Here is a 21,519-nt window from a genome sequence, read left to right as displayed (position 1 = left end):
TTAATTAATTAAATTCATTTCAACCATTTATTATGGCAAGAAAACAAGATAAAAATACAGTTAAGAGATTTAATAAAATCTCCATTGGTTTAGCATCACCAGAATCTATTTTAGCAGAGTCTAGAGGTGAAGTTTTAAAACCAGAAACTATCAATTATCGAACTCACAAACCTGAACGTGATGGTTTGTTCTGTGAGCGTATTTTTGGTCCTGTAAAGGATTATGAGTGTGCTTGTGGTAAGTATAAAAGAATTCGCTACAAAGGAATCGTTTGCGACCGTTGTGGGGTAGAAGTAACCGAAAAGAAAGTACGTCGTGATAGAGTAGGACATATTAATTTAGTTGTTCCTGTAGCTCATATATGGTACTTCCGTTCGTTACCAAACAAAATAGGTTATTTATTAGGATTGCCTTCTAAGAAATTAGATATGATTATTTACTACGAACGTTATGTAGTAATCCAACCAGGTAATGCAAAAAATGAAGAAGGAGAGCCATTACAAAAAATGGATTTCCTTACTGAGGAGGAATATTTAAATATTCTAGAATCACTTCCACAAGAAAACCAATATTTAGATGATTCTGACCCAGAAAAGTTTTTAGCTAAAATGGGTGCTGAATGTTTGATAGAGTTATTAGCTAGAATTGACTTAGAAACGTTATCATACGAACTTCGTCATAAAGCAAATACTGAAACATCTAAACAACGTAAAACAGAAGCTTTAAAGCGTTTACAAGTTGTTGAAGCATTAAAAGAATCTAATAACAACAGAGAAAATCGTCCTGAATGGATGATTATGAAAGTTGTGCCAATTATTCCACCAGAATTACGTCCGTTAGTGCCGTTAGATGGTGGTCGTTTTGCAACTTCAGATTTAAATGATTTATACCGTCGTGTAATTATTCGTAACAACCGTCTTAAACGATTAGTCGAGATAAAAGCACCGGAAGTAATTTTACGTAATGAGAAGCGTATGTTGCAAGAATCTGTAGATTCATTATTTGATAACACACGTAAATCATCTGCGGTTAAAACAGATTCTAATAGACCATTAAAATCATTATCAGATTCACTTAAAGGTAAGCAAGGACGTTTCCGTCAAAACTTACTAGGTAAGCGTGTTGATTATTCTGCACGTTCTGTAATTGTTGTTGGACCAGAATTAAAATTATTTGAATGTGGATTGCCTAAAAATATGGCAGCTGAATTATACAAGCCTTTCGTTATTAGAAAATTAATTGAAAGAGGAATTGTAAAGACAGTAAAATCTGCTAAGAAAATTATAGATAAAAGAGAACCAGTGGTTTGGGATATCTTGGAAAATGTTCTTAAAGGACATCCAGTATTGCTAAACCGTGCGCCTACTTTACACCGTCTAGGCATCCAAGCTTTCCAACCGAAATTAATCGAAGGAAAAGCAATCCAGTTACACCCATTAGTGTGTACTGCATTTAATGCGGATTTTGATGGTGACCAGATGGCGGTGCATTTACCATTAGGACCAGAAGCTATTTTAGAGTGTCAATTATTAATGTTGGCTTCTCATAATATCTTAAATCCAGCCAACGGTTCACCGGTAACTGTACCTTCACAGGATATGGTTCTTGGTCTTTATTATATGACTAAGTTGCGTAAATCTACTCCAGAATTACCTATAAAAGGAGAAGGATTAACGTTTTATTCACCAGAAGAAGTAGAAATTGCTTTTAATGAGAAGCGAGTTGACCTAAATGCTGGTATCAAAGTTAGAACTATTGATATTAATGAAGATGGTAAACTTGACAGAATGATTGTAGAAACTACTGTTGGTAGAGTGTTGTTTAATCAGCACGTACCACAAGCAGCAGGTTATATCAATCAGGTGTTAACTAAGAAATCTCTAAGAGATATTATTGGTGATATTCTTAAAGTAACTTCTGTTCCTGAAACTGCAGATTTCCTTGATGCTATTAGAACATTAGGATTTAAATTTGCATTCCAAGGTGGATTATCGTTTAGTTTAGGAGATATTATTATACCACCTGAAAAGCAAGGTATGATTGATAAAGCTAATGGTTTAGTTGACGGTATTACTGGTAACTATAACATGGGGCTTATTACAAATAACGAACGTTATAATCAAGTAATTGATATCTGGACGTCCACAAATGCTGAATTGACTGAATTGTCAATGAAACGTATACGTGAGGATCAGCAAGGATTCAACTCTGTGTTTATGATGCTTGACTCTGGAGCTCGTGGATCTAAAGAACAGATTCGTCAGCTTACTGGTATGCGTGGATTAATGGCGAAACCTAAAAAATCTAATGCAGGAGGTGGCGAGATTATTGAAAACCCGATTCTTTCTAACTTTAAAGAAGGTCTTTCAATTTTAGAATACTTTATTTCTACACACGGTGCACGTAAAGGTCTTGCAGATACCGCTTTAAAAACAGCTGATGCGGGTTACTTAACACGTCGTTTAGTTGATGTTTCTCAAGATGTTATAATTAACTCTGAAGATTGTGGAACATTACGAGGTGTAGAAGTTGAGCCATTAAAGAAGAATGATGAAGTAGTAGAAACTTTAGAAGAAAGAATTGTTGGTCGTGTATCATTAAATGATGTATACAATCCATTAACTGATGAGTTGTTAGTTTCAGCAGGTCAATTAATTGATGATGTTATTGCAAAATCAATCGGAGCTTCTCCAATTGAATCTGTAGAAGTAAGATCAGCATTAAGTTGTGAAGCTTTACAAGGGATTTGTGCTAAATGTTACGGACGTAACTTAGCAACTGGTAAAATGGTTCAAAGAGGTGAAGCTGTTGGTGTAGTTGCTGCACAATCTATTGGAGAACCTGGTACACAGTTAACACTTCGTACATTCCACGTAGGTGGTATTGCGGGGAACATTTCTGAAGAAAATAAGCTTGTAGTTAAGTTTGATGGTGTTGCTGAAATTGAAGATCTTAAAACAGTTAAAGGTCAAGATAGTGAAGGTAACGATGTAGATATTGTTATTTCTAGAACATCTGAACTTAAACTTACAGACAAGAAAACAGGAATTGTTTTAAGTACAAATAACATCCCTTACGGTTCTACTATTTTTGTTAAAAATGGAGATGCCCTTAAGAAAGATGATGTAGTTTGTCAATGGGATCCATATAATGGTGTAATTATTTCAGAATTTGCCGGTAAGGTTAAGTATGAAAATATTGAGCAAGGAGTTACTTATCAAGTTGAAATTGACGAGCAAACCGGTTTCCAAGAAAAAGTAATTTCTGAATCTAGAAATAAGAAATTAATTCCAACACTTCATATTGAAGATGCAAAAGGTGAAATTATACGTTCTTACAACTTACCAGTTGGAGCGCATTTAATGATTGATGATAACGAGAAAATTATTGTTGGTAAAATCTTAGTTAAGATTCCTCGTAAATCTGCAAAAGCAGGTGATATTACTGGTGGTCTTCCTCGTGTAACTGAGTTATTCGAAGCGCGTAACCCATCAAATCCAGCAGTAGTTAGTGCTATTGATGGTGTGGTGTCTTTTGGTAAAATTAAAAGAGGTAACCGCGAGATTATCGTAGAATCTAAATTAGGTGATGTTAAGAAATACCTAGTAAAATTATCTAATCAAATTCTTGTACAAGAAAATGATTATGTAAAAGCTGGTATGCCATTATCTGATGGATCTATAACGCCAAACGATATTTTAAATATCAAAGGCCCTTCTGCAGTTCAACAGTATTTAGTAAATGAAGTACAAGAAGTATACCGTTTACAAGGTGTGAAAATTAATGATAAGCACTTCGAAGTTGTAGTAAGACAAATGATGCGTAAAGTTAGAATCATTGATTCTGGTGATACTATTTTCTTAGAAGATCAGCTAGCACATAAAGCAGATTTCATTAAAGAAAATGATGAAATTTTCGGAATGAAAGTTATTGAAGATGCTGGTGATTCAGCTAATCTTAAAGCGGGACAAATTATTTCGCCTCGTGAATTAAGAGATGAAAATTCAATTCTTAGAAGAGAAGACAAGAATCTTGTTGCGGCTAGAGATGCTAAACCAGCAACTGCAACGCCAATACTTCAAGGTATTACAAGAGCTTCGCTTCAAACTAAGTCATTTATTTCGGCTGCTTCCTTCCAAGAAACTACTAAAGTACTTAATGAAGCCGCTGTAGCAGGTAAAGTTGATACTTTAGAAGGATTAAAAGAAAATGTAATTGTTGGACACAGAATTCCAGCAGGAACAGGTATGAGAAGTTATACTGATATCATAGTTGGTTCTAAAGAAGAATTTGACGAGATGATGCAAGTAAAACAAGAATTAAATTATAATTAAAATTATTGTTCCTGCGGAGGCAGGAATCTATAAAACAAAAAGCCTTCATATGTACATTATATGAAGGCTTTTAATATTTAAAGTAAATTATTATGGCAAACGAAAATGATAAACCGAAGCAAGGACAAATTAATATAGAGTTAGATGAAAAAGTAGCTGAGGGTATATATTCTAACTTAGCTATTATTAATCATTCGGTATCAGAATTTGTAGTAGACTTTGTTAGTATAATGCCTGGTATTCCTAAAAGTAAGGTTAAATCTAGAATTATATTAACTCCGCAGCACGCTAAACGATTACTAAAAGCACTAGGCGACAATGTATCAAGGTTTGAGAATGCTCATGGAGAAATTAAGGATTATGAACAACCTCCAATACCACTAAATTTTGGTCCAACTGGGCAAGCATAAAAGATAAAAAAGTCTATGAATATTTTTCATGGGCTTTTTTTAATTTATGCAACTTCTCTTTTATTAATTCGAAATTTTAAAGCTCCTGAAGGGCATTTCTTTATTTGCTTTTTGATATCCTTTATATTAGCACCATCTAAATCTATCCAAGGAATTACAGAATTTCTAAAAACGCTTGAAAGCTCCTTACAACATACTTCTGATTGCTTGCATATACAAGGGTCGTAGGCTATAGTAATGTCTTTATTACTAAATTCTTGAGCATTTATTTTCATAAGTTAAATCAATTTGGGGTTAGATTCAGTTATCAAATAAAAAAGAGGGAAGTATTTTTGAAAATCAAATATATCGATAAAAATACTAAAAAACACGTCAAAATGCATTTTTTTAATAAAAATCTATGTATTATTTAAATTCTGAGACTAAATGAAATTTTAAATTTGGATATTTTTGTTGACTCATTTGGAGCGAAAATGGAGAATCAGCTAAAAAAACCAATTGGTTTCTTTTGTCCTTTGCCAAAAATCGTTGTTTAACTCTAATGAACTCTTTAAATTCTTCACTTTTTTCATCTTCAGCCTCAATCCAACACGCTTTATGTACATTTAAATTTTCATAAGTACATTTTGCTCCGTATTCATGTTCAAGCCTATATTGTATAACTTCATATTGTAAAGCACCCACAGTACCAATAACTTTTCTGCCATTAAGTTCTAAGGTGAATAATTGTGCAACACCTTCATCCATTAATTGGTCGATACCTTTATAGAGTTGCTTAGATTTTAATGGGTCTGCATTATTAATATACCTAAAGTGTTCTGGTGAAAAACTAGGCACACCTTTATAATTTAAAATTTCACCTTCTGTTAAGGTATCACCTATTTTAAAAGTACCAGTGTCTTGCAATCCTACAATATCACCTGGATAAGAGATATCTACAATTTCTTTCTTTTCAGCAAAAAAGGCATTTGGACTTGAGAATTTTACTTTCTTTCCGTGCCTTACATGTAAATAAGGTGTATTTCTTTTAAATTCACCTGATACAATTTTAACAAATGCCAAACGGTTTCTATGGTTCGGGTCCATATTAGCATGTATTTTAAAAACAAAACCACTAAATTTGTTTTCATCAGGCTTTACTAAACGTTCTTCACTTTGTTTGGCTCTTGGCTTTGGAGCTATCTCTATAAAACAATCTAACAACTCCCTTACTCCAAAGTTATTTAAAGCTGAACCAAAAAATACAGGTTGCAAGTTTCCTTGTAAATAGTTATCCTTATCAAAAGATGGATAGATACCTTCAACAAGTTCTATTTCTTCTCTTAAAGTTGAAGCTGCTTTTTCTCCAACTAATTTATCTAATTCTGGAGAAGTTAAATCTGAAATCTCAATGGTCTCTTCAATGTCTTTTCTACTATCTCCACTAAAAAGATTTAAGTTTTTCTCCCAAATATTGTAAATACCTTTAAACTCATAACCCATTCCTATTGGAAAACTTAAAGGAGTAACTTTTAAACCTAACTTTTGTTCAACTTCATCTAATAAATCGAAAGCATCTTTACCTTCTCTATCCATCTTATTTATGAACACAATCATTGGTATATTTCGCATTCTACAAACTTCAACTAGTTTTTCAGTTTGTTCCTCTACACCTTTTGCTACATCTATAACCACGATAACACTATCCACAGCAGTAAGTGTTCTAAAAGTATCTTCTGCAAAATCTTTATGCCCAGGAGTATCAAGTATGTTAATTTTTATGCCGTCATATTCAAAAGCTAAAACAGAAGTTGCAACAGAAATTCCACGCTGACGTTCAATTTCCATAAAATCACTTGTAGCTCCTTTTTTTATCTTGTTACTTTTTACAGCACCTGCTTCTTGAATGGCTCCACCAAAAAGTAATAACTTTTCCGTTAAAGTTGTTTTACCTGCATCTGGGTGAGATATAATGCCAAAGGTTCGCCTGCGTTCAATTTCTTTTAAAAAACTCATAAATATTTGTGCAAATGGGATGCAAATATAATATTTATAACCTCAATAGGTATAGAAGATTAAGCTACTTTTTAAAATTATTAATAGAATAATGTTTTTTAAAAATTTACTTGGTATTTTTGTTAAACTATGAAAGAAGAAAAAGTAATCCTTGTTAACGAAAAGGATGAGCAAATTGGTTTAATGCCAAAAATGGAGGCTCACGAAAAAGCCATATTGCATAGAGCATTTTCAGTTTTTATTTTCAACAATAAAAATGAGTTAATGTTACAACAAAGAGCTTTAAATAAGTATCATTCCCCAGGACTATGGACAAATACATGTTGCAGCCATCAACGAGATGGAGAAACTAATATTCAAGCAGGAAAAAGACGCTTGATGGAAGAAATGGGTTTTGTTGTAGATTTAAAAGAATCTGTTTCATTCATCTATAAAGCACCTTTTGATAATGGTTTAACGGAACATGAGTACGATCATGTGTTATTGGGATATTATGACCAAAAGCCAATAATAAATTTGGAAGAAGTAGCTGATTGGAAATGGATGCCTCTTGAAGATGTAAAAGTTGATATTTCTTTACATCCTGAATTATATACCGAATGGTTTAAGGTTATTTTTGATAAGTTTTACGAACACATAAACATTAAGCCATGAAAGTAACAGTCAGTAGAAAAGCACATTTTAATGCAGCACACAGACTGTATAGAAAAGATTGGGATTTTGATAAAAATGATGAAATTTTCGGGAAATGTAATAATCCTAATTTTCATGGACACAATTATGAGCTTATTGTAAGCGTAACTGGTGAAATTGACAAAGAAACGGGTTATGTAATAGATATGAAAGTTCTAAAAGACATTATAAAAAGCGAGGTGGAAGATGCTTTTGATCATAAAAACTTAAATGTTGAAGTACCAGAATTTAAAGACTTAAATCCAACTGCTGAAAATATTGCAGTCGTAATATATAATAAAATGAAAGTTAAATTAAGCCCTGAATTAATATTAGAAATTACGCTTTACGAAACACCTAGAAATTTCGTCTCATATTCAGGGGAATAAAACAATACATATGTTATACCCATTAAAATTTAACCCAATATTGAAAGATAAAATTTGGGGAGGGCAAAAATTGAAAAGTCTTTTAAACAAAGAAAACAATTTACCAAATGTTGGTGAAAGTTGGGAAGTTAGTGATGTTGAAGGCGATACATCAATAGTCTCTAATGGTAGTTTAAAAGGAAAATCTTTAAAAGAATTATTAGAAACATATCAAGCAGATTTAATAGGGGAAAAGAACTATGAAGCATTTGGGAATAAATTTCCATTACTTATTAAGTTTATTGATGCTAAAGAAGATTTATCAATTCAATTACACCCAAATGATGAGTTGGCTGCAAAACGTCATAATTCTTTTGGAAAAACCGAAATGTGGTATGTTATGCAGGCCGATGATGACTCAAACCTTATTGTTGGTTTTAATCAAGATATGACTTCAGAAAAATACTTAGAACACCTAGAGAGTAAAACGCTTACTAAAATTTTAAATTTTGATAAAGTAAAAACTGGCGACACGTATTTTATTGAAGTAGGACGTGTACATGCCATTGGAGCTGGGGTTATGTTAGCAGAAATTCAACAAACTAGTGATATTACATATCGTGTTTACGATTGGGATAGAGTAGATGATGAGGGTAATGAAAGAGAACTACATAACGATTTGGCTATAGATGCTTTCGATTTTAATATGCCAGATAATTTTAGAGTTAACTATTCTAAAACAATAAATGAATCCAATGAAATGGTAAGTTGTCCATATTTTACAACAAGCTATTTAGAGGTTAGTAAAACCATTTGTAAAACAAACGCTCATGATTCATTTTTAATATATTTATGTGTTGATGGTGAAGCAGAAATAGTTGTAAATGGTAAATCGGAATATTTGAAAAAAGGACAAACTGTATTACTGCCAGCTGCAATTAAAAATTACCAAATTACTTCAAAAAAAGCTACTCTATTAGAAGTTTATGTTTAGTTTTGTATTGAAATTTAAATAAGATATTATGGCAAATGTTAGAGACCTTAAAAAGGATATTAATTATGTTTTAGGAGATATTATTGAAGCTGTTTACGTATGGGAATATGAGAATACAGATAAAGATACCAAAAAAAGCGAGGCAATAATTGATGAAGCTATTGAAACCTTTGACGAATTAATCGCCAAGGTAAACGCTAAAGATGTTGAGAATGCTAAAGCACATTTTAAGTCTATAAACCAGGAGTTGGAAAATAAAGGGAAGGCTTTAATTGAAAAAATTAATAAACTAGGTTAATATAATTATTGGTCAACGCGCCGATGTAGCTCAGCTGGCTAGAGCAGCTGATTTGTAATCAGCAGGTCGTGGGTTCGAGTCCCTCCATCGGCTCTTTTATAAAAAGCAAAAGTTCCTTCATAATGAGAAGGAACTTTTGCTTTTTAGTTACTAGTGTTAATAGATACTACTTTTCTGAAGCTTTTATATCATCAATAAAAGATTGTAATTTTTTTCCATATTTTGAAGCCTTTACTTCAGTTGATAAAGAATTATTTATGGTATCTAAAAAATTAATTTTGGCGTCATAAATCTCTGTTAAAGCTAAATAAGGTGCTATTTCACTGTCTTTATTATTTAATGCAAAATTTACAGTGTATAAATATTTTCTTTTTAAGGAGTTGTCGTATTCCTTTTGAATAGCATTTAATTTTGCTGTGTCTCCTTCTTTTTGAGCTTCAAAATTCTCTTTAATTAAATCTAAATTTCTATTGTTTAACCTAGAAATTATAGATTGATACTCTTCTAATAGTTGTTGTTGTTTAGAGCCTTTAATTTTGGCATCGAAAGCAAAGTTTTTTAATGTTGTATTTATTTCAGTGATACCATTATCTGCAAAAAAAACAATGTTATCATTTTCTGCACTTTGTTTGTCTAAAAAAAGAAAGAAAACTTCAGGAGAATCTAAATCACTTCGTAATTCAAATTCTGAATTTCCATTTATATTCAAAGAATCAACTGTTATTAGAGTTGAATCGTTCGTTTTTTTCAAGTAAACAGTTCCTTTTTTTAGCCCTTTTATATTAACCTTTACAAGTAAATCAGGTTGTTTTTCGCTACAAGAAAATATAAAAAGAAGAACAAGTAAAAGAGATAGTTTTTTCATTTATGGATTTTAATTTAAGAATGGCAAATATCTTAAAATTATTTATTAAAACTAACCAGCTGCTGCAATTTTCATTAACTCTGCACAAAGCATAGCACCATAGGTACCAACTACATACCCAAAAACAGCTAGAAGAACTCCAACAGTGGCTAACGATGGGTGAAAAGCAGCAGCAACTACCGGAGCAGAAGCTGCACCGCCAATATTTGCTTTACTACCAACAGCCAAGAAAAAATAAGGTGCCTTTATAATTTTTGCAATTAAAATTAGGAGTACTACATGTATAAACATCCAGACTAGACCAACAAAAATTAAACCTGGATTTTCTGTAATTCTAGTAAGATCCATTTTCATACCTATAGTTGCAACTAAAATGTAAATAAAAACACTTCCAATCTTACTAGCACCTGCACCTTCGTACTGCTTGAGTTTCGTGAAAGAAAGAAGTATTCCAACAACGGTTGCAATGGTTATCATCCAGAAAAACTGTGAACCAAAAGAGGACATTGCAGATGTTTTATCACTTATAATTTCAAAATTAGATTTTAGATATTCAGAAATATTATTAGCTCCAAAATGAGATAGTCCAACAACTGTAAATGCAATGCCCAATATTATCATGAAATCACTAAGTGACGGATTTCTGGAAATTTTAGATGCATGTGACGAAACACGTTTTTTTAAAGCTTCAATAGCTGTATTGTCAGCTTTAAGCCATTTATCAATCTTATCAGATTTGCCAATCCCTAATAGTAAAATAGCCATCCAGATATTAGCAACAACAATATCTACGATTACCATACCTGCATAGTTATCTGTATTATAACCATATATCTCCAGCATTGCCGCTTGGTTAGCTCCTCCACCAATCCAACTACCTGCTAAAGTTGCTAAACCTCTCCAAACAGCATCCGGACCTGCACCTCCAACAGTTTCAGGAGATATAATGGATATTAATAAAATAGCCAGAGGACCACCAATTATAACGCCAACGGTTCCTGTTAAAAACATAATTAGTGCTTTTGGACCAAGATTATAAATTCCCTTCAGGTCTATACTAAGTGTCATTAATACTAGCGCTGCAGGAAGTAAAAACCTACTAGCAATGTAGTACAGTTGCGAACTATGCTCAATAACTTCACCAGATGCACTAATAGTTGTCCATTCTGGTGCTATTATTCCTAAAGTTGTTAAAGCACCAGGAAGCATGTAGGCTAGAAGTAATGCTGGAATATATTTGTAAAATTTTTTCCATATTGAGTTTGAACTAGAGGATGTGTAAAACACAAAACCTAGCATTAACATTAATAGTCCAAATACAATGGTATCATTAGTGAATAAAGGTTGCATAGTCTGAATGTAAATTATTATTTATGCAAATTAGTGAAATATATATTATATGGTAAAAAGTTGAGTTTTACAGTTTGGCACGGTGTTTGAATTATTAAAAGTAATTACATTCAAATACTAAAAAGTTTATTGAGTGGTTACTTTAAACTTAAGAAGTGTAATTCATATTTTGGTTGGTTAGTTAGAAAAAAAGCACTCTTTTTTAGAGTGCTTTTTTTATTTTACAAGTATCTCTAAAGTGTATTTAATCGATAATATAGTGTTTTTTATCTTTAAATGTTAAAATTAAGTGTATTTCATCGATTAATAGTGTATTTAATCGTTTTATATTATTTAATAATTATATATTTGGAGTGTACTAAATAACACACTTTTTAGTTCAATGGATTAATTAATTAATATTTGCATTATGTTGTTGATATGGAGACCCCAAATCTAACGTCATAATATAAAAAAGCAAATTGAAAGGAAGCCGAGTTTGAGGGAACTCGGCTTTTTTATTTTATAATTCTAAAAGTTAAATTAATTCTTTCTCCTATTTGTTTTTTTGTTTTTGGAATTTGATGAAGCCAGTTTTCTTGAGTTGCTCCTTTCATTAATAATAAGCTTCCTGGATCTAAAACCAACTTTTTCTTGAGTTCCTTATTGTATCTGTGTTTAAAATGAAAAACTCTTTTTTCACCAAATGAAATTGACGCTATAATTGGGTTTATACCAAGTTCCTTCTCATCGTCTGCATGCCAACCATTACTATCATTGCCATCTCTATATAAGTTTGCTAAACAACTTGTAAATTTTATATCAAGCTTGGTTTCTATATTTGTTTTTATTTTTAGTAAATCTCCACTAAAATGATGAGGTTTCATAGTAATGTTACTGTACTTATAATTTTTGCTATTATCAGCATAAAAAGCGGTAAGCCTTGGTTGTAAATATGTTTTCCCGAAAACTGTTATATTGTCTTGTTGCCAATTAATGGATTGCAGTAGGTTTTCAAAAAAGATGTCAGCTTGATTTTTATTAAAGAAATTAGGGTAATAAACAACATTACCATCTTTCATTTCTAAATTTATAGGATTACTAAAAAGCATATTCTTTTATTTTCTAAATTAGCATAAATCAAAATAAAAATGAAGTTAAAGGTTATAATTTTCGCAAGTCTTTTTTGTGTAAATGTTTTTGCTCAATTACCAAATGGGTTTGTATATGTTAAAGATGTTATACCTGATTTAGATATTGAGTTAAGATACTTTGGTGATTATAACTTTGTTGGAAAACCTATTGATGGTTATGAAGTAAATAAACTTATTTTAACTCAAGAAGCAGCAGATGCATTAAAGCATGTTCATGAAGAATTACAAAATAATAACTTGTGTATAAAAGTATACGATGGTTACCGACCGCAAAGTGCCGTTAATCATTTTATAAAATGGGCTAAAAATTTAAATGATACAATAAACAAACACGTTTTTTATCCAAATACGGAAAAGAAAAATTTATTTAAAGAAGAATATATTGCGTCACGCTCGGGGCATAGTAGAGGCAGTACTTTAGATTTAACTATTATTGATGGTAATACTGGAATTCCTTTAGATATGGGAAGTCCATATGATTTTTTTGGAATAGAGTCTTGGGTAAATTATGAAGATATTTCTGAGTCTCAGAAAGTAAACAGACAACTTTTACAGAGGGTTATGGCTAAACATGGTTTTAGAAATTACCCAAAAGAATGGTGGCATTTTACACTTAGAGGAGAACCTTTTCCTAGTACTTATTTTGATTTTCCCATTCAATAAAAAAACCCGTTTTCTATAAGAAAACAGGTTTTTAAAGTTTTTTGATTGATTGAAAATTGATTTATTCTTTATCCAAATCTTTACTTTTATTAAACCCTATATATAGCCCTAAGCCAGCCATTAGGAAAATAGTACCAGGATAAACAGAATCCCCTAAAGTAGTATAATTGTCTAAAATAGAGGCTATAAAAACGCCTACACCAATACTCATTAATAATAAAGCTAAATTTAAAAGGATAACTTTCCAAATTGGGCTAGAGCTTCGGCCTCTCATAAAAATACTTGCGTCTGCTCCTTTTTCTATAAGGGCTAAACGCTCTTTATTTCGAGTAGATAAATAAAGATAAACTACTCCAAAAATTGCTAAAAATAAACTGATTGGGATTAATATTTCTTCCATAATTGTTGTTTTTTAATTGATTATTTAATTCATTAATTTTAATTGTTCTTAGCTTATGACGATAATCTTTTGATTTTGGTTACACTTTTTTCTAAAAATATTTTTTTTAGTTTTTATGTAACCTAAATTCAGTTTAGATCGTCTTACCTTAAAAATGACTACTAACGATCAACATTATATCAATTTAATAATTGATGGCGATACTAATGCATTTACTGTCTTAGTAAACCGTTACAAGGATTTGGTGTATACCTTAACCTTAAGAATGATGAAAAATAGAGAGGAAGCAGAGGAGGTGGCACAAGATACTTTTATTAAAGCTTATAAATCTCTAGGCAAGTTTAAAGGAGATTCTAAATTTTCAACATGGATTTATAAAATAGCTTACCATACAAGTTTAGATCGATTAAAAAAGAATAGAAAGCATTTTAATGATGTGCCTATAGATGAATTTACAGAACATCAAATAAAAACTATTGATAATGCACTTTTTAAATTAGAGAAAGAAGAGCAAAGTAAAGCAATACAAAATTGTATAGCTTTGTTGCCAAGTGAAGATAGCTTTTTGTTAACTTTATATTATTTTGATGATATGACTTTAGATGAAATTGCAAAAACAGTTAATCTAAAAACAAATAATATAAAGGTTAAAATACATAGAAGTAGAAAAAAGCTAGCCACTGTTTTAAAGAGGCATCTAGAGCCTGAAATAATTGAACAATATGAAAGATAAGGTAGATAAATATTTAGAGGAAATAACTAATAAAGTTATTAAAGAAGCTGCAGTTGAAAGCCCTTCATTTAATTTTACTAACTCTGTAATGGCTGAGGTAAATATGCTTAACCAAAGTAAATCAATTGTTTATAAGCCCCTTATTTCTAAGTATACTTGGGGTGTTATTTTTGCAGTATTTATAGCTTTGTTAGTCTATATTGTATTCTTTAGTAGCCAAACTGAAGTGTCTCCTCGTTCTAATTGGTTCAATGCTATTGACTTTAGTGTAATATCAAATAATAAAGCCTCGAATGCTATTTCAAACTTTTCAATACCTAAAGTTTTTGCTTACGCTATAATATTATTTGGAGGTATGCTATGTATACAAGTTCCGTTATTAAAATACCATTTTAATAAGCGTTTAGAAATATAATTAGTCCTTGTAAAACCAAAAGGGAATTTTTGAAATATTCCATCGTATAGTATCACCTTTACTTATTCTTAAGCGGTTTACCTTTAAAAGGTGCTTGCCTTCATCTAGCATATTTGTGCTAATATATGTTTCAAAACCTAACTCATTTTTATGGTTTTTAGATAAAACAAATTTAGGCTGATATTTTGTAGAATCTATAATCACATAGTATATAGAGTTAAATGTTTCTATATATTCTCTTTGAATACTTTCAGCTCTATTACCAAAGTTAAATTGATTATTTCCTCCAATGGTAATGTTAGTTTCTAATCCTCTTTTATCTTCTTTAGGCTTTAAACTAGGGTTAAAACTAAAAACAATATCTTCAATATTATCAGAAAAAACTAAAAACACTTTTATGTATGGATCTGTAATTACTTTTGATTGAATCATGGAATTTCTCATAAAGCCATTGCTTTTAATTAAGTAATCCTCATAGTTTTCGTTGTTAGCTATTACTTCATTTGAATAAGTATCAGTACTTAAATAATTAGACGGATTATATTTTAAGGATGTAGTTATTAAAATAAGTACATATAATGGTACTAAAATTAAACTTAAGCGTCTTCCAAACTTATTATCAAGAAAATTATAAACTATAGGTCTGTATAAAAAAGACAATGTTATAAAACTAAATACCCAATAGATTGGGAAATATATTTTAGAAATCCATTTTTTCTTCTTTAAAAAACCAAGAGTTAAAAAATCTATAAAAGTTATAAGCATACCAAGAACGATAAAAATAACTAGAGGAATGCCAACTCCATTCGATAACCAATTTGGCAAATTATCGTTATCAATTATAAAGTTACCAATAAAAGCAATAGTTAATATTGTAAATGTTATTGCGAGCACATAAAAAATTAGTAAAAATGAAATAGCGAAAATAATGCTACAGTAATTCTCTAATGTTGCAATGTATTTATCAAAAGATCCTACTTTTTTTTCTAAATATTTGGTGAATTTTTTGCTGTAATTTAAACTTTCATAATCTATATCTCCAGACACATAGCGTAAACCTAGTGCGCCAATCCATAAGCCACGAAGCATAACGTGCAATAGTAAATTAAATATTAAAATAGCACAAGAAATAAGGGCTACAAGCGAAATGATAAATTTATAGATTTGTTCACTATTTTCAGATTCTTGAACACTTAATTGAATATTTGGATAAGCGGTAATTAATCCGAAAATTGCAAAACCAGAAATAATAAGTTCTAATTGCCAGCTCTCTTCTTGTAGTTTTTTTAGTAACTTTTTAAAAGCAGGATTTGTGTAATCATTACTCATAAATAGAATATTTTCTCTAAGATAATGACTTTTAGAATATTTTAGCCCAATTTAATAATTACTATCTGGTCAGTTTTAATATGTGGGCTTTGTGTTGAGGAAATTTTGAAATTAAAGCATTTCTTTCAGCAAGTTCGAAATCATCAAAATCAAATCCAGGTGAAACAGTACAGCCAACCAAGCTAAAAGCATCTTGGTTTATTACTTCTGCAGCAAACCAACATTTTGCCGGAACAATGTATTGAAGTGTTTCTTCTTTCTCTAAATCATTGCCAATAATAACATTTTTGTAATCACCTTTTTTAGAAATTACATGAAGTTTAATGGGGGAACCTTTATAAAAATGCCAAATCTCATCTTGGTTTATTCTATGAAACGCAGAGAAATTGTTTGACGTTAACAGAAAATAAATGGATGTTGAGTAATTACGTTTTCCAGAAAAATCTGAATTTAAACTGTCATTATTTATTAGTCCTTCACTTCTGTAAACTTCTTTGAAATAACCACCTTCAGGATGAGGTAATAGTTGTAATTTATTTATTATTTGTTCAATTTCAGACATTAACTAATGTTTAATACCAACGCTTTTTTTTCTTTTTTGAAGCTACGCTTTTTCTACCTTTTTTATGTTTACTACCAGTTTTTTTCGACTTATGAATAATCGGTTTCGCTTTTGGGTCAAGCGGATAGGGGTGATCTTCAATAATATCCAATTGCAATTGAATAAGTTGCTGGATACTTTTTATGTAATTCTTTTCATCAGAAGAACAAAGTGAATAGGCTATTCCAGTATTTCCAGCTCTTGCTGTTCTGCCAATTCTATGTACGTAGGTTTCTGGAATATTTGGTAAATCAAAATTAATTACGGCGTCTAAATTATTTATATCTATACCGCGTGCTGCAACATCGGTAGCAATTAAAATATTAACATCTCCTCTCTTAAATTTATTTAGAGCATCTTGTCTACCAGTCTGACTTTTATCACCGTGAATACTATCAACTCTGTAACCATTTTTTAAGAGTGTTTTTTCAAGTTTGTCTACACCAAATTTAGTGCGTCTAAAAATGATAATATTTCCTTTAATAGTGTTTCTAAGTAGATGTAAACACAATTCAATTTTATTTCGTTTGGGCACGTAATAAAGCAATTGAGCAACATTTTTTGAAGTAGAAGAATTTTGGGCTACTTCAACACGCTCAGGTGTATTTAAAACAGAATTAGCTAATTGTTCTACTTTATGAGGAATGGTTGCTGAAAAAAGCAGTATTTGCTTTTCTCTGGTACATAAACGCTCAATCTTTCTTACATCATCAATAAAACCCATGTCTAGCATTAAATCGGCTTCATCTAAAACTAGGGTTTCAACATAATCCAAATTGATTATATCTTGCTTATGTAAATCTAATAGACGTCCAGGAGTTGCAATTAAAATATCAACCCCTTTTCTTAAAATATCTTTTTGTGGTTCGATTGAGGTGCCACCGTAAACAACAGTGGTTCTTAAGTTAGTATATGTGTTGTAGGTTTTAAAATTATCTTCAATTTGAATTGCTAACTCTCGAGTTGGACTTATAATTAATGCTTTTACAGTTTTTCCTTTTTTTGGGGCGTCTTGTTGATCTAAAAGCGATTGTAAAATAGGAAGTGCAAAAGCAGCTGTTTTTCCTGTTCCTGTTTGTGCAGATACAATCACATCTTTTTTGCTTAAAACTAGCGGGATTGTTTTTTCTTGAACCAGAGTAGGGTTATCGTATCCAGCTTCTGCAATAGCACGTAAAATGGGTTTACTTATTTTTAAATCTTTAAAAGACATCTACAACATATTTATGGCAAAGATATGATAAACCGGCACAAACTTATTTTAAATAAGCTTTAAGCTTTTCTCGTTTTTGTTTTGGTAGTGCATTATTATCTAAAATTAATTTTATGTGTCCTTGGTTCTTTTCTTTGCTATATAATAAATTGAAAAATTGCCAAATACTTAAAGTATTTTTAGTTTTATTAACTAATTCAAAGGTGTCGCCAGCTTTAACATAGCCTTCTTCTAATATCCGAGTGTAAGTACCCGGAAAGCCGTGGTTAATAAATTGTTTTAAAACTTCTTGAGAGCCAAATTTAACACCTAATTTAAAACAAGGTTCTCTAGGCTGAGTTACTTGAATTTGAGCAGAACCAATTTTGTAAATATCACCAATATGAAGCTCTTTTTCATTTAAACCGGAAACGGTTATGTTTTCACCAAACATACCCCAATTCCAATCGAGTTCTGGATACAAGTTTTTCCAATAATTATAATGGTCTTCAGAAAACAAATAACATGCTTTAAACTCTCCTCCATGGTATTTCCTATCTGATACTTCATCATTTTCAACTATATCTTTTCCTAAAAATATGGGTTTGTTTGTCGGTGTTTTATGAATCCCAGTTATTACTTCTTTATCATTCCAAATAATGGTTGTTGGTTTAGCTGTGTTGGTTGCACTTATTTGCATAGTGTATTTACAGTATTGTTTGTTTTAAAATATAATTCATTAAAACTTATGTAAGATATTGAAATTTTAACTGTTTTCATTTGTAAGTCAATAGCAAATTTGTTGGTCATCATTTGCGGTTGGTAAACATTGAAAAGTGCTTTTTTATTCACACAAAATTAACATAATAATCAAGTTTTATAAACTAAATTTGTTTGGAAAACACTAATTATTATTTAAATTACTTAAAAAAAAATTAAATGAAATTTATTTTAAAGCTTACAATTTTTACTTTTTGCTGTATTAATTTTAATGGATTTGCTCAAACTGCAGCTTATAGTAGTCCGATACCAACAGACGAATCCATTAAAAAAGGAGTTTTACCAAATGGCTTAACGTATTATATTAAAAGTACAGATGTAGTAAAAGATGCGGCTAGCTATTATATTATTCAAAACGTTGGTTCTGTTTTAGAGAATGATGACCAGCAAGGATTAGCTCATTTTTTAGAACATATGGCATTTAACGGAACGCAAAATTTCCCTGGTAAAGGAATTCTTAACACCCTTCAAAAACATGGAGCTGTTTTTGGAAAGGATATAAACGCCTACACGTCGTTTGATGAAACAGTCTATAATTTAACCAATATCCCAACTAAAGATGGTCTTGTAGATACTTGTTTGACTGTACTAAACGATTGGTCTAATTATTTACTTTTAACAGATGAAGAAATTGATGCGGAACGTGGTGTAATAAAAGAAGAATGGCGTACTAGACAAAATGGACAAATGCGATTATTTCAAACTTCGTTACCAATTACATTTAACCATTCTAAATATGCTGATAGATTACCAATAGGTTTAATGTCAGTTGTAGAAGGTTTTGAATACAAAGCATTACGCGATTTTTACCATGATTGGTACAGAACAGACTTGCAAGCGATAGCAGTTATTGGTGATGTAGATTTGAATGAGATTGAGCAAAAAATTATTAGTAAGTTTTCTAAAATCCCAGCAGTTGATAATCCTAGAGAGCGTTTTATTATTGATATACCCGATAATAAAGAAATGTTATATAGCTTAGGAATGGATCCAGAAGTTTCAACCGCCAACATTAGTTTTGGTATTCGTCATAAAAAATCTTTAGAAACAGAAACAGTTGCCGATTTAAAACGCTCATTACTAGAGTCTATGGCAACTTCTATGTTATCTGCTAGAATTAGAGAATTGGCTCAGAAACCAGATGCTAATTTTTTAGGTGCCTTTGGAGGTTACAGAGGAATGGCTAGAACTTCAAATGCATTTAGTGTAGGTATAGCACCAAAACCGAATAAACAAAAGGAAGCATTTGCTCAAGTACTAAATGAGGTAGTAAGGGCAGTGAAGTTTGGTTACTTACAATCTGAAATAGATAGAACTATTGCACAGCTTAAAACATCTTATGAAAATCAAATTGCAAAAAAGAATGACATCAGTCACAGGCAAATAGTAAGATCAATTCAAAATAATTACTTAGAAAACAAAACTATTTCTGATATTGAAAAGGAGTATGAAATAGCTAAAAATCTCTTCAACGATATTACAAAAGAAGATATTCATGAAACTATTAAAAGATTATACGCTCAAGAAAACAGATATTTAAATGTAACTGGAGTTGAAGGGCAAGATAATTTGACTGAAGAACAAGCAAAACAAATTATTTTAGCTGTTGAAAATAATCCAAATCTTGAACCGTATTCGGAAGCATTAAAAGGGAAAACACTAGTATCTGGTGTTAAAATTACTAACGGTAAAATTTCAAGTACAGAAACTAATGATGATTTAGGTTCTACAACTTTTACGCTAAGTAATGGTGTTAAGGTTCATTATAAATTTGTTGACAAAGAGAAAGATAAAGTAGCCTTATCTGCTTATAGTTATGGAGGTACTTCTTTATTAAGTGATGAAGACTTACCATCAGCAAGTTTAATGGGTAACTTAGTGCAAATGTCAGGATTAGGAGATTTTACATCAACAGATTTAAGAAAAATTTTAGCTGGAAAAACAGCAAATGTTAGAATTAGACTAGGAGAAATTGATGAAAACCTAAGTGGGTCTTCTAACACAAAAGATGTGGAAACTATGTTACAAATGGTATATATGTATTTTGTTAAGCCACGCTTTGATGAAGAATCCTATAAAGTATTACAAAGCAACATTAGTAACTATATTACAAGAAGGGGTAAAGATATAGGAGAAAAAATGAGAGATAGTCTTACCGTTGCTTTATATGGAAAAGACAATCCTAAAGAACGTTTGTTTACGCAAGCTTATGCTGATGATATCTCATTTGATAAAATTAAATCTATTTATCAAGATCGTTTTGCGGATGCTTCCGACTTCGAATTTATTTTAGTAGGCGATGTTAAAGAAGAGGAACTAAAACCACTTTTAGAAAAATACATAGCTAGTATTCCAACAAAAAATACTACTGAAGCCTATAAAGACAATGGTGCTACTTGGTTATCGGGTAAAATAGATGAAGATATTTATCTAAGCATGGAAGACCCAAAAGCACGTATTAATATTGCTTATAAGAAAGAAATGCCTTATTCAATTAAAAATGCGCTTTATACGGACGCTTTAGGCGATATATTGCAATTACGCATTACAGAAACTGTAAGAGAATCTGAAGGTGGCGCTTATAGCCCAAGAGCATTTGCTAGATTTTCTAGAGAGCCAAAATCTCAGGCTTATGTTTCAGTAAGTTTTGATTGTAACCCAGATTTAGCTGAAAAGTTAGTAGGTATTGTGCAAGCAGAATTACAAAAAATGGCAGATGGCGAAATTATGGATGAAAATTTAGAAAAAACCAGAACTAACTTTTTAAAAGAACGTCAGCAATCAAAAGATAAAAATTCTTACGATATGCAATTACTTAGAAATTTTTATAAGTATAATTACAACATGAATGATCCAAAAAACTTTGAAGATATTGTAACTAACATGTCAAAAAGTGATATTCAAAATATAGCAAAACAAGTTATAGGTGATGGGCAATCGTATGAAATTGTATTTAAGCCAAAAAATAATGACTAAATTTTGAAAAT

General features: G+C 31.0%; 20 protein-coding genes and 1 tRNA gene. 11 read left to right on the top strand and 10 right to left on the bottom strand.

Going from position 1 to position 21,519, the window contains the following annotated elements:
- The first annotated feature begins 32 nt into the window (after positions 1 to 32).
- Positions 33 to 4,334: a DNA-directed RNA polymerase subunit beta' gene (gene rpoC, locus ABD939_RS00440; RefSeq protein ID WP_345163097.1), complete on the top strand. Its 4,302-nt coding sequence runs from the start codon at positions 33 to 35 to the stop codon at positions 4,332 to 4,334.
- A gap of 92 nt (positions 4,335 to 4,426) precedes the next feature.
- The gene (locus ABD939_RS00435) at positions 4,427 to 4,744 is read left to right on the top strand and encodes a DUF3467 domain-containing protein (protein ID WP_345163094.1); all 318 of its coding nucleotides are present in this window, start codon (positions 4,427 to 4,429) and stop codon (positions 4,742 to 4,744) included.
- Positions 4,745 to 4,788: 44 nt separating this feature from the next.
- Here the strand turns inward: ABD939_RS00435 and ABD939_RS00430 are convergent, their stop codons facing one another.
- A complete protein-coding gene (locus ABD939_RS00430) occupies positions 4,789 to 5,019 on the bottom strand; it encodes a (4Fe-4S)-binding protein (RefSeq protein WP_345163091.1) in 231 nt (76 codons plus the stop codon).
- Positions 5,020 to 5,149: 130 nt separating this feature from the next.
- Positions 5,150 to 6,739 (bottom strand): peptide chain release factor 3, encoded by a 1,590-nt coding sequence (locus tag ABD939_RS00425; protein ID WP_345163088.1) that lies wholly within the window; start codon positions 6,737 to 6,739, stop codon positions 5,150 to 5,152.
- A gap of 129 nt (positions 6,740 to 6,868) precedes the next feature.
- Between ABD939_RS00425 and idi the strand changes: the two genes are divergently transcribed.
- The 5 genes from idi to ABD939_RS00400 all read left to right on the top strand — a co-directional run bounded on the left by idi (position 6,869) and on the right by ABD939_RS00400 (position 9,164).
- Positions 6,869 to 7,393: an isopentenyl-diphosphate Delta-isomerase gene (gene idi, locus ABD939_RS00420; protein WP_345163085.1), complete on the top strand. Its 525-nt coding sequence runs from the start codon at positions 6,869 to 6,871 to the stop codon at positions 7,391 to 7,393.
- Positions 7,390 to 7,800, top strand: a complete 411-nt coding sequence (locus tag ABD939_RS00415) for a 6-pyruvoyl trahydropterin synthase family protein (protein WP_345163082.1) — start codon at positions 7,390 to 7,392, stop codon at positions 7,798 to 7,800. Before idi ends, ABD939_RS00415 begins: the two co-directional genes overlap by 4 nt.
- Positions 7,801 to 7,810: 10 nt before the next feature.
- Entirely contained in the window at positions 7,811 to 8,773 is a 963-nt protein-coding gene (locus ABD939_RS00410) for a type I phosphomannose isomerase catalytic subunit (protein ID WP_345163080.1), read from the top strand.
- A 28-nt stretch (positions 8,774 to 8,801) separates the two neighbouring features.
- The gene (locus ABD939_RS00405; protein ID WP_345163077.1) at positions 8,802 to 9,071 is read left to right on the top strand and encodes a hypothetical protein; all 270 of its coding nucleotides are present in this window, start codon (positions 8,802 to 8,804) and stop codon (positions 9,069 to 9,071) included.
- Positions 9,072 to 9,090: 19 nt separating this feature from the next.
- Positions 9,091 to 9,164: transfer RNA gene (locus tag ABD939_RS00400), tRNA-Thr, on the top strand.
- A gap of 73 nt (positions 9,165 to 9,237) precedes the next feature.
- Here the strand turns inward: ABD939_RS00400 and ABD939_RS00395 are convergent.
- The 3 genes from ABD939_RS00395 to ABD939_RS00385 form a co-directional block, all read right to left on the bottom strand.
- Entirely contained in the window at positions 9,238 to 9,936 is a 699-nt protein-coding gene (locus ABD939_RS00395; protein WP_345163074.1) for a DUF4369 domain-containing protein, read from the bottom strand.
- Between the two features lie 51 nt (positions 9,937 to 9,987).
- On the bottom strand, positions 9,988 to 11,286 hold the full coding sequence (locus ABD939_RS00390) for a DUF819 family protein (protein WP_345163071.1): 1,299 nt from the start codon (positions 11,284 to 11,286) through the stop codon (positions 9,988 to 9,990).
- Positions 11,287 to 11,783: 497 nt separating this feature from the next.
- Positions 11,784 to 12,377: an alpha-ketoglutarate-dependent dioxygenase AlkB family protein gene (locus tag ABD939_RS00385; RefSeq protein WP_345163068.1), complete on the bottom strand. Its 594-nt coding sequence runs from the start codon at positions 12,375 to 12,377 to the stop codon at positions 11,784 to 11,786.
- 39 nt (positions 12,378 to 12,416) lie between these two features.
- Between ABD939_RS00385 and ABD939_RS00380 the strand changes: the two genes are divergently transcribed.
- Positions 12,417 to 13,082, top strand: coding sequence for a M15 family metallopeptidase (locus ABD939_RS00380; protein ID WP_345163065.1), 666 nt, complete (start codon positions 12,417 to 12,419; stop codon positions 13,080 to 13,082).
- 61 nt (positions 13,083 to 13,143) lie between these two features.
- Here the strand turns inward: ABD939_RS00380 and ABD939_RS00375 are convergent, their stop codons facing one another.
- Positions 13,144 to 13,482 carry a DUF6249 domain-containing protein gene (locus tag ABD939_RS00375; RefSeq protein ID WP_345163062.1) on the bottom strand — a complete coding sequence of 113 codons (339 nt, stop codon included), beginning with the start codon at positions 13,480 to 13,482 and terminating at the stop codon, positions 13,144 to 13,146.
- Positions 13,483 to 13,636: 154 nt separating this feature from the next.
- Between ABD939_RS00375 and ABD939_RS00370 the strand changes: the two genes are divergently transcribed.
- Positions 13,637 to 14,215 carry an RNA polymerase sigma factor gene (locus ABD939_RS00370; protein WP_345163059.1) on the top strand — a complete coding sequence of 193 codons (579 nt, stop codon included), beginning with the start codon at positions 13,637 to 13,639 and terminating at the stop codon, positions 14,213 to 14,215.
- Positions 14,205 to 14,630 (top strand): hypothetical protein, encoded by a 426-nt coding sequence (locus ABD939_RS00365; protein ID WP_345163056.1) that lies wholly within the window; start codon positions 14,205 to 14,207, stop codon positions 14,628 to 14,630. The genes ABD939_RS00370 and ABD939_RS00365 overlap by 11 nt, the downstream gene beginning before the upstream one ends.
- Here the strand turns inward: ABD939_RS00365 and ABD939_RS00360 are convergent, their stop codons facing one another.
- From ABD939_RS00360 to ABD939_RS00345, 4 genes are all read right to left on the bottom strand, one after another.
- Complete coding sequence (locus ABD939_RS00360; RefSeq protein WP_345163053.1) at positions 14,631 to 15,959, bottom strand: hypothetical protein; 1,329 nt, start codon at positions 15,957 to 15,959, stop codon at positions 14,631 to 14,633.
- 61 nt (positions 15,960 to 16,020) lie between these two features.
- Complete coding sequence (locus ABD939_RS00355; protein WP_345163050.1) at positions 16,021 to 16,521, bottom strand: cupin domain-containing protein; 501 nt, start codon at positions 16,519 to 16,521, stop codon at positions 16,021 to 16,023.
- Positions 16,522 to 16,531: 10 nt separating this feature from the next.
- Positions 16,532 to 17,773: a DEAD/DEAH box helicase gene (locus ABD939_RS00350; protein WP_345163047.1), complete on the bottom strand. Its 1,242-nt coding sequence runs from the start codon at positions 17,771 to 17,773 to the stop codon at positions 16,532 to 16,534.
- Positions 17,774 to 17,816: 43 nt separating this feature from the next.
- On the bottom strand, positions 17,817 to 18,452 hold the full coding sequence (locus tag ABD939_RS00345; protein ID WP_345163044.1) for an MOSC domain-containing protein: 636 nt from the start codon (positions 18,450 to 18,452) through the stop codon (positions 17,817 to 17,819).
- A 239-nt stretch (positions 18,453 to 18,691) separates the two neighbouring features.
- On the opposite strand from ABD939_RS00345, the gene ABD939_RS00340 reads away from it, so the two are divergent.
- The gene (locus ABD939_RS00340) at positions 18,692 to 21,508 is read left to right on the top strand and encodes a M16 family metallopeptidase (RefSeq protein WP_345163042.1); all 2,817 of its coding nucleotides are present in this window, start codon (positions 18,692 to 18,694) and stop codon (positions 21,506 to 21,508) included.
- The last annotated feature ends 11 nt before the right edge of the window (positions 21,509 to 21,519 follow it).

It is taken from the genome of Algibacter aquimarinus, assembly GCF_039543265.1.
In the GTDB taxonomy this organism is placed as follows: Bacteria; Bacteroidota; Bacteroidia; order Flavobacteriales; family Flavobacteriaceae; genus Algibacter_B; species Algibacter_B aquimarinus.
The sequence above is the reverse complement of the archived record's forward strand: the minus strand, read 5'-3'. Positions and strand labels throughout refer to the sequence as shown.

Excerpts from the sequence above, each read along its gene's own strand:
- ABD939_RS00375 (WP_345163062.1), bottom strand. The coding sequence starts at position 13,482 with ATGGAAGAAATATTAATCCCAATCAGTTTATTTTTAGCAATTTTTGGA.
- ABD939_RS00435 (WP_345163094.1), top strand. The coding sequence starts at position 4,427 with ATGGCAAACGAAAATGATAAACCGAAGCAAGGACAAATTAATATAGAG.
- ABD939_RS00415 (WP_345163082.1), top strand. The coding sequence starts at position 7,390 with ATGAAAGTAACAGTCAGTAGAAAAGCACATTTTAATGCAGCACACAGA.
- ABD939_RS00370 (WP_345163059.1), top strand. The coding sequence starts at position 13,637 with ATGACTACTAACGATCAACATTATATCAATTTAATAATTGATGGCGAT.
- rpoC (WP_345163097.1), top strand. The coding sequence starts at position 33 with ATGGCAAGAAAACAAGATAAAAATACAGTTAAGAGATTTAATAAAATC.
- ABD939_RS00395 (WP_345163074.1), bottom strand. The coding sequence starts at position 9,936 with ATGAAAAAACTATCTCTTTTACTTGTTCTTCTTTTTATATTTTCTTGT.
- ABD939_RS00340 (WP_345163042.1), top strand. The coding sequence starts at position 18,692 with ATGAAATTTATTTTAAAGCTTACAATTTTTACTTTTTGCTGTATTAAT.
- ABD939_RS00360 (WP_345163053.1), bottom strand. The coding sequence starts at position 15,959 with ATGAGTAATGATTACACAAATCCTGCTTTTAAAAAGTTACTAAAAAAA.
- ABD939_RS00410 (WP_345163080.1), top strand. The coding sequence starts at position 7,811 with ATGTTATACCCATTAAAATTTAACCCAATATTGAAAGATAAAATTTGG.
- ABD939_RS00405 (WP_345163077.1), top strand. The coding sequence starts at position 8,802 with ATGGCAAATGTTAGAGACCTTAAAAAGGATATTAATTATGTTTTAGGA.
- ABD939_RS00355 (WP_345163050.1), bottom strand. The coding sequence starts at position 16,521 with ATGTCTGAAATTGAACAAATAATAAATAAATTACAACTATTACCTCAT.
- ABD939_RS00380 (WP_345163065.1), top strand. The coding sequence starts at position 12,417 with ATGAAGTTAAAGGTTATAATTTTCGCAAGTCTTTTTTGTGTAAATGTT.
- ABD939_RS00345 (WP_345163044.1), bottom strand. The coding sequence starts at position 18,452 with ATGCAAATAAGTGCAACCAACACAGCTAAACCAACAACCATTATTTGG.
- ABD939_RS00430 (WP_345163091.1), bottom strand. The coding sequence starts at position 5,019 with ATGAAAATAAATGCTCAAGAATTTAGTAATAAAGACATTACTATAGCC.
- ABD939_RS00425 (WP_345163088.1), bottom strand. The coding sequence starts at position 6,739 with ATGAGTTTTTTAAAAGAAATTGAACGCAGGCGAACCTTTGGCATTATA.
- idi (WP_345163085.1), top strand. The coding sequence starts at position 6,869 with ATGAAAGAAGAAAAAGTAATCCTTGTTAACGAAAAGGATGAGCAAATT.
- ABD939_RS00385 (WP_345163068.1), bottom strand. The coding sequence starts at position 12,377 with ATGCTTTTTAGTAATCCTATAAATTTAGAAATGAAAGATGGTAATGTT.
- ABD939_RS00350 (WP_345163047.1), bottom strand. The coding sequence starts at position 17,773 with ATGTCTTTTAAAGATTTAAAAATAAGTAAACCCATTTTACGTGCTATT.
- ABD939_RS00390 (WP_345163071.1), bottom strand. The coding sequence starts at position 11,286 with ATGCAACCTTTATTCACTAATGATACCATTGTATTTGGACTATTAATG.
- ABD939_RS00365 (WP_345163056.1), top strand. The coding sequence starts at position 14,205 with ATGAAAGATAAGGTAGATAAATATTTAGAGGAAATAACTAATAAAGTT.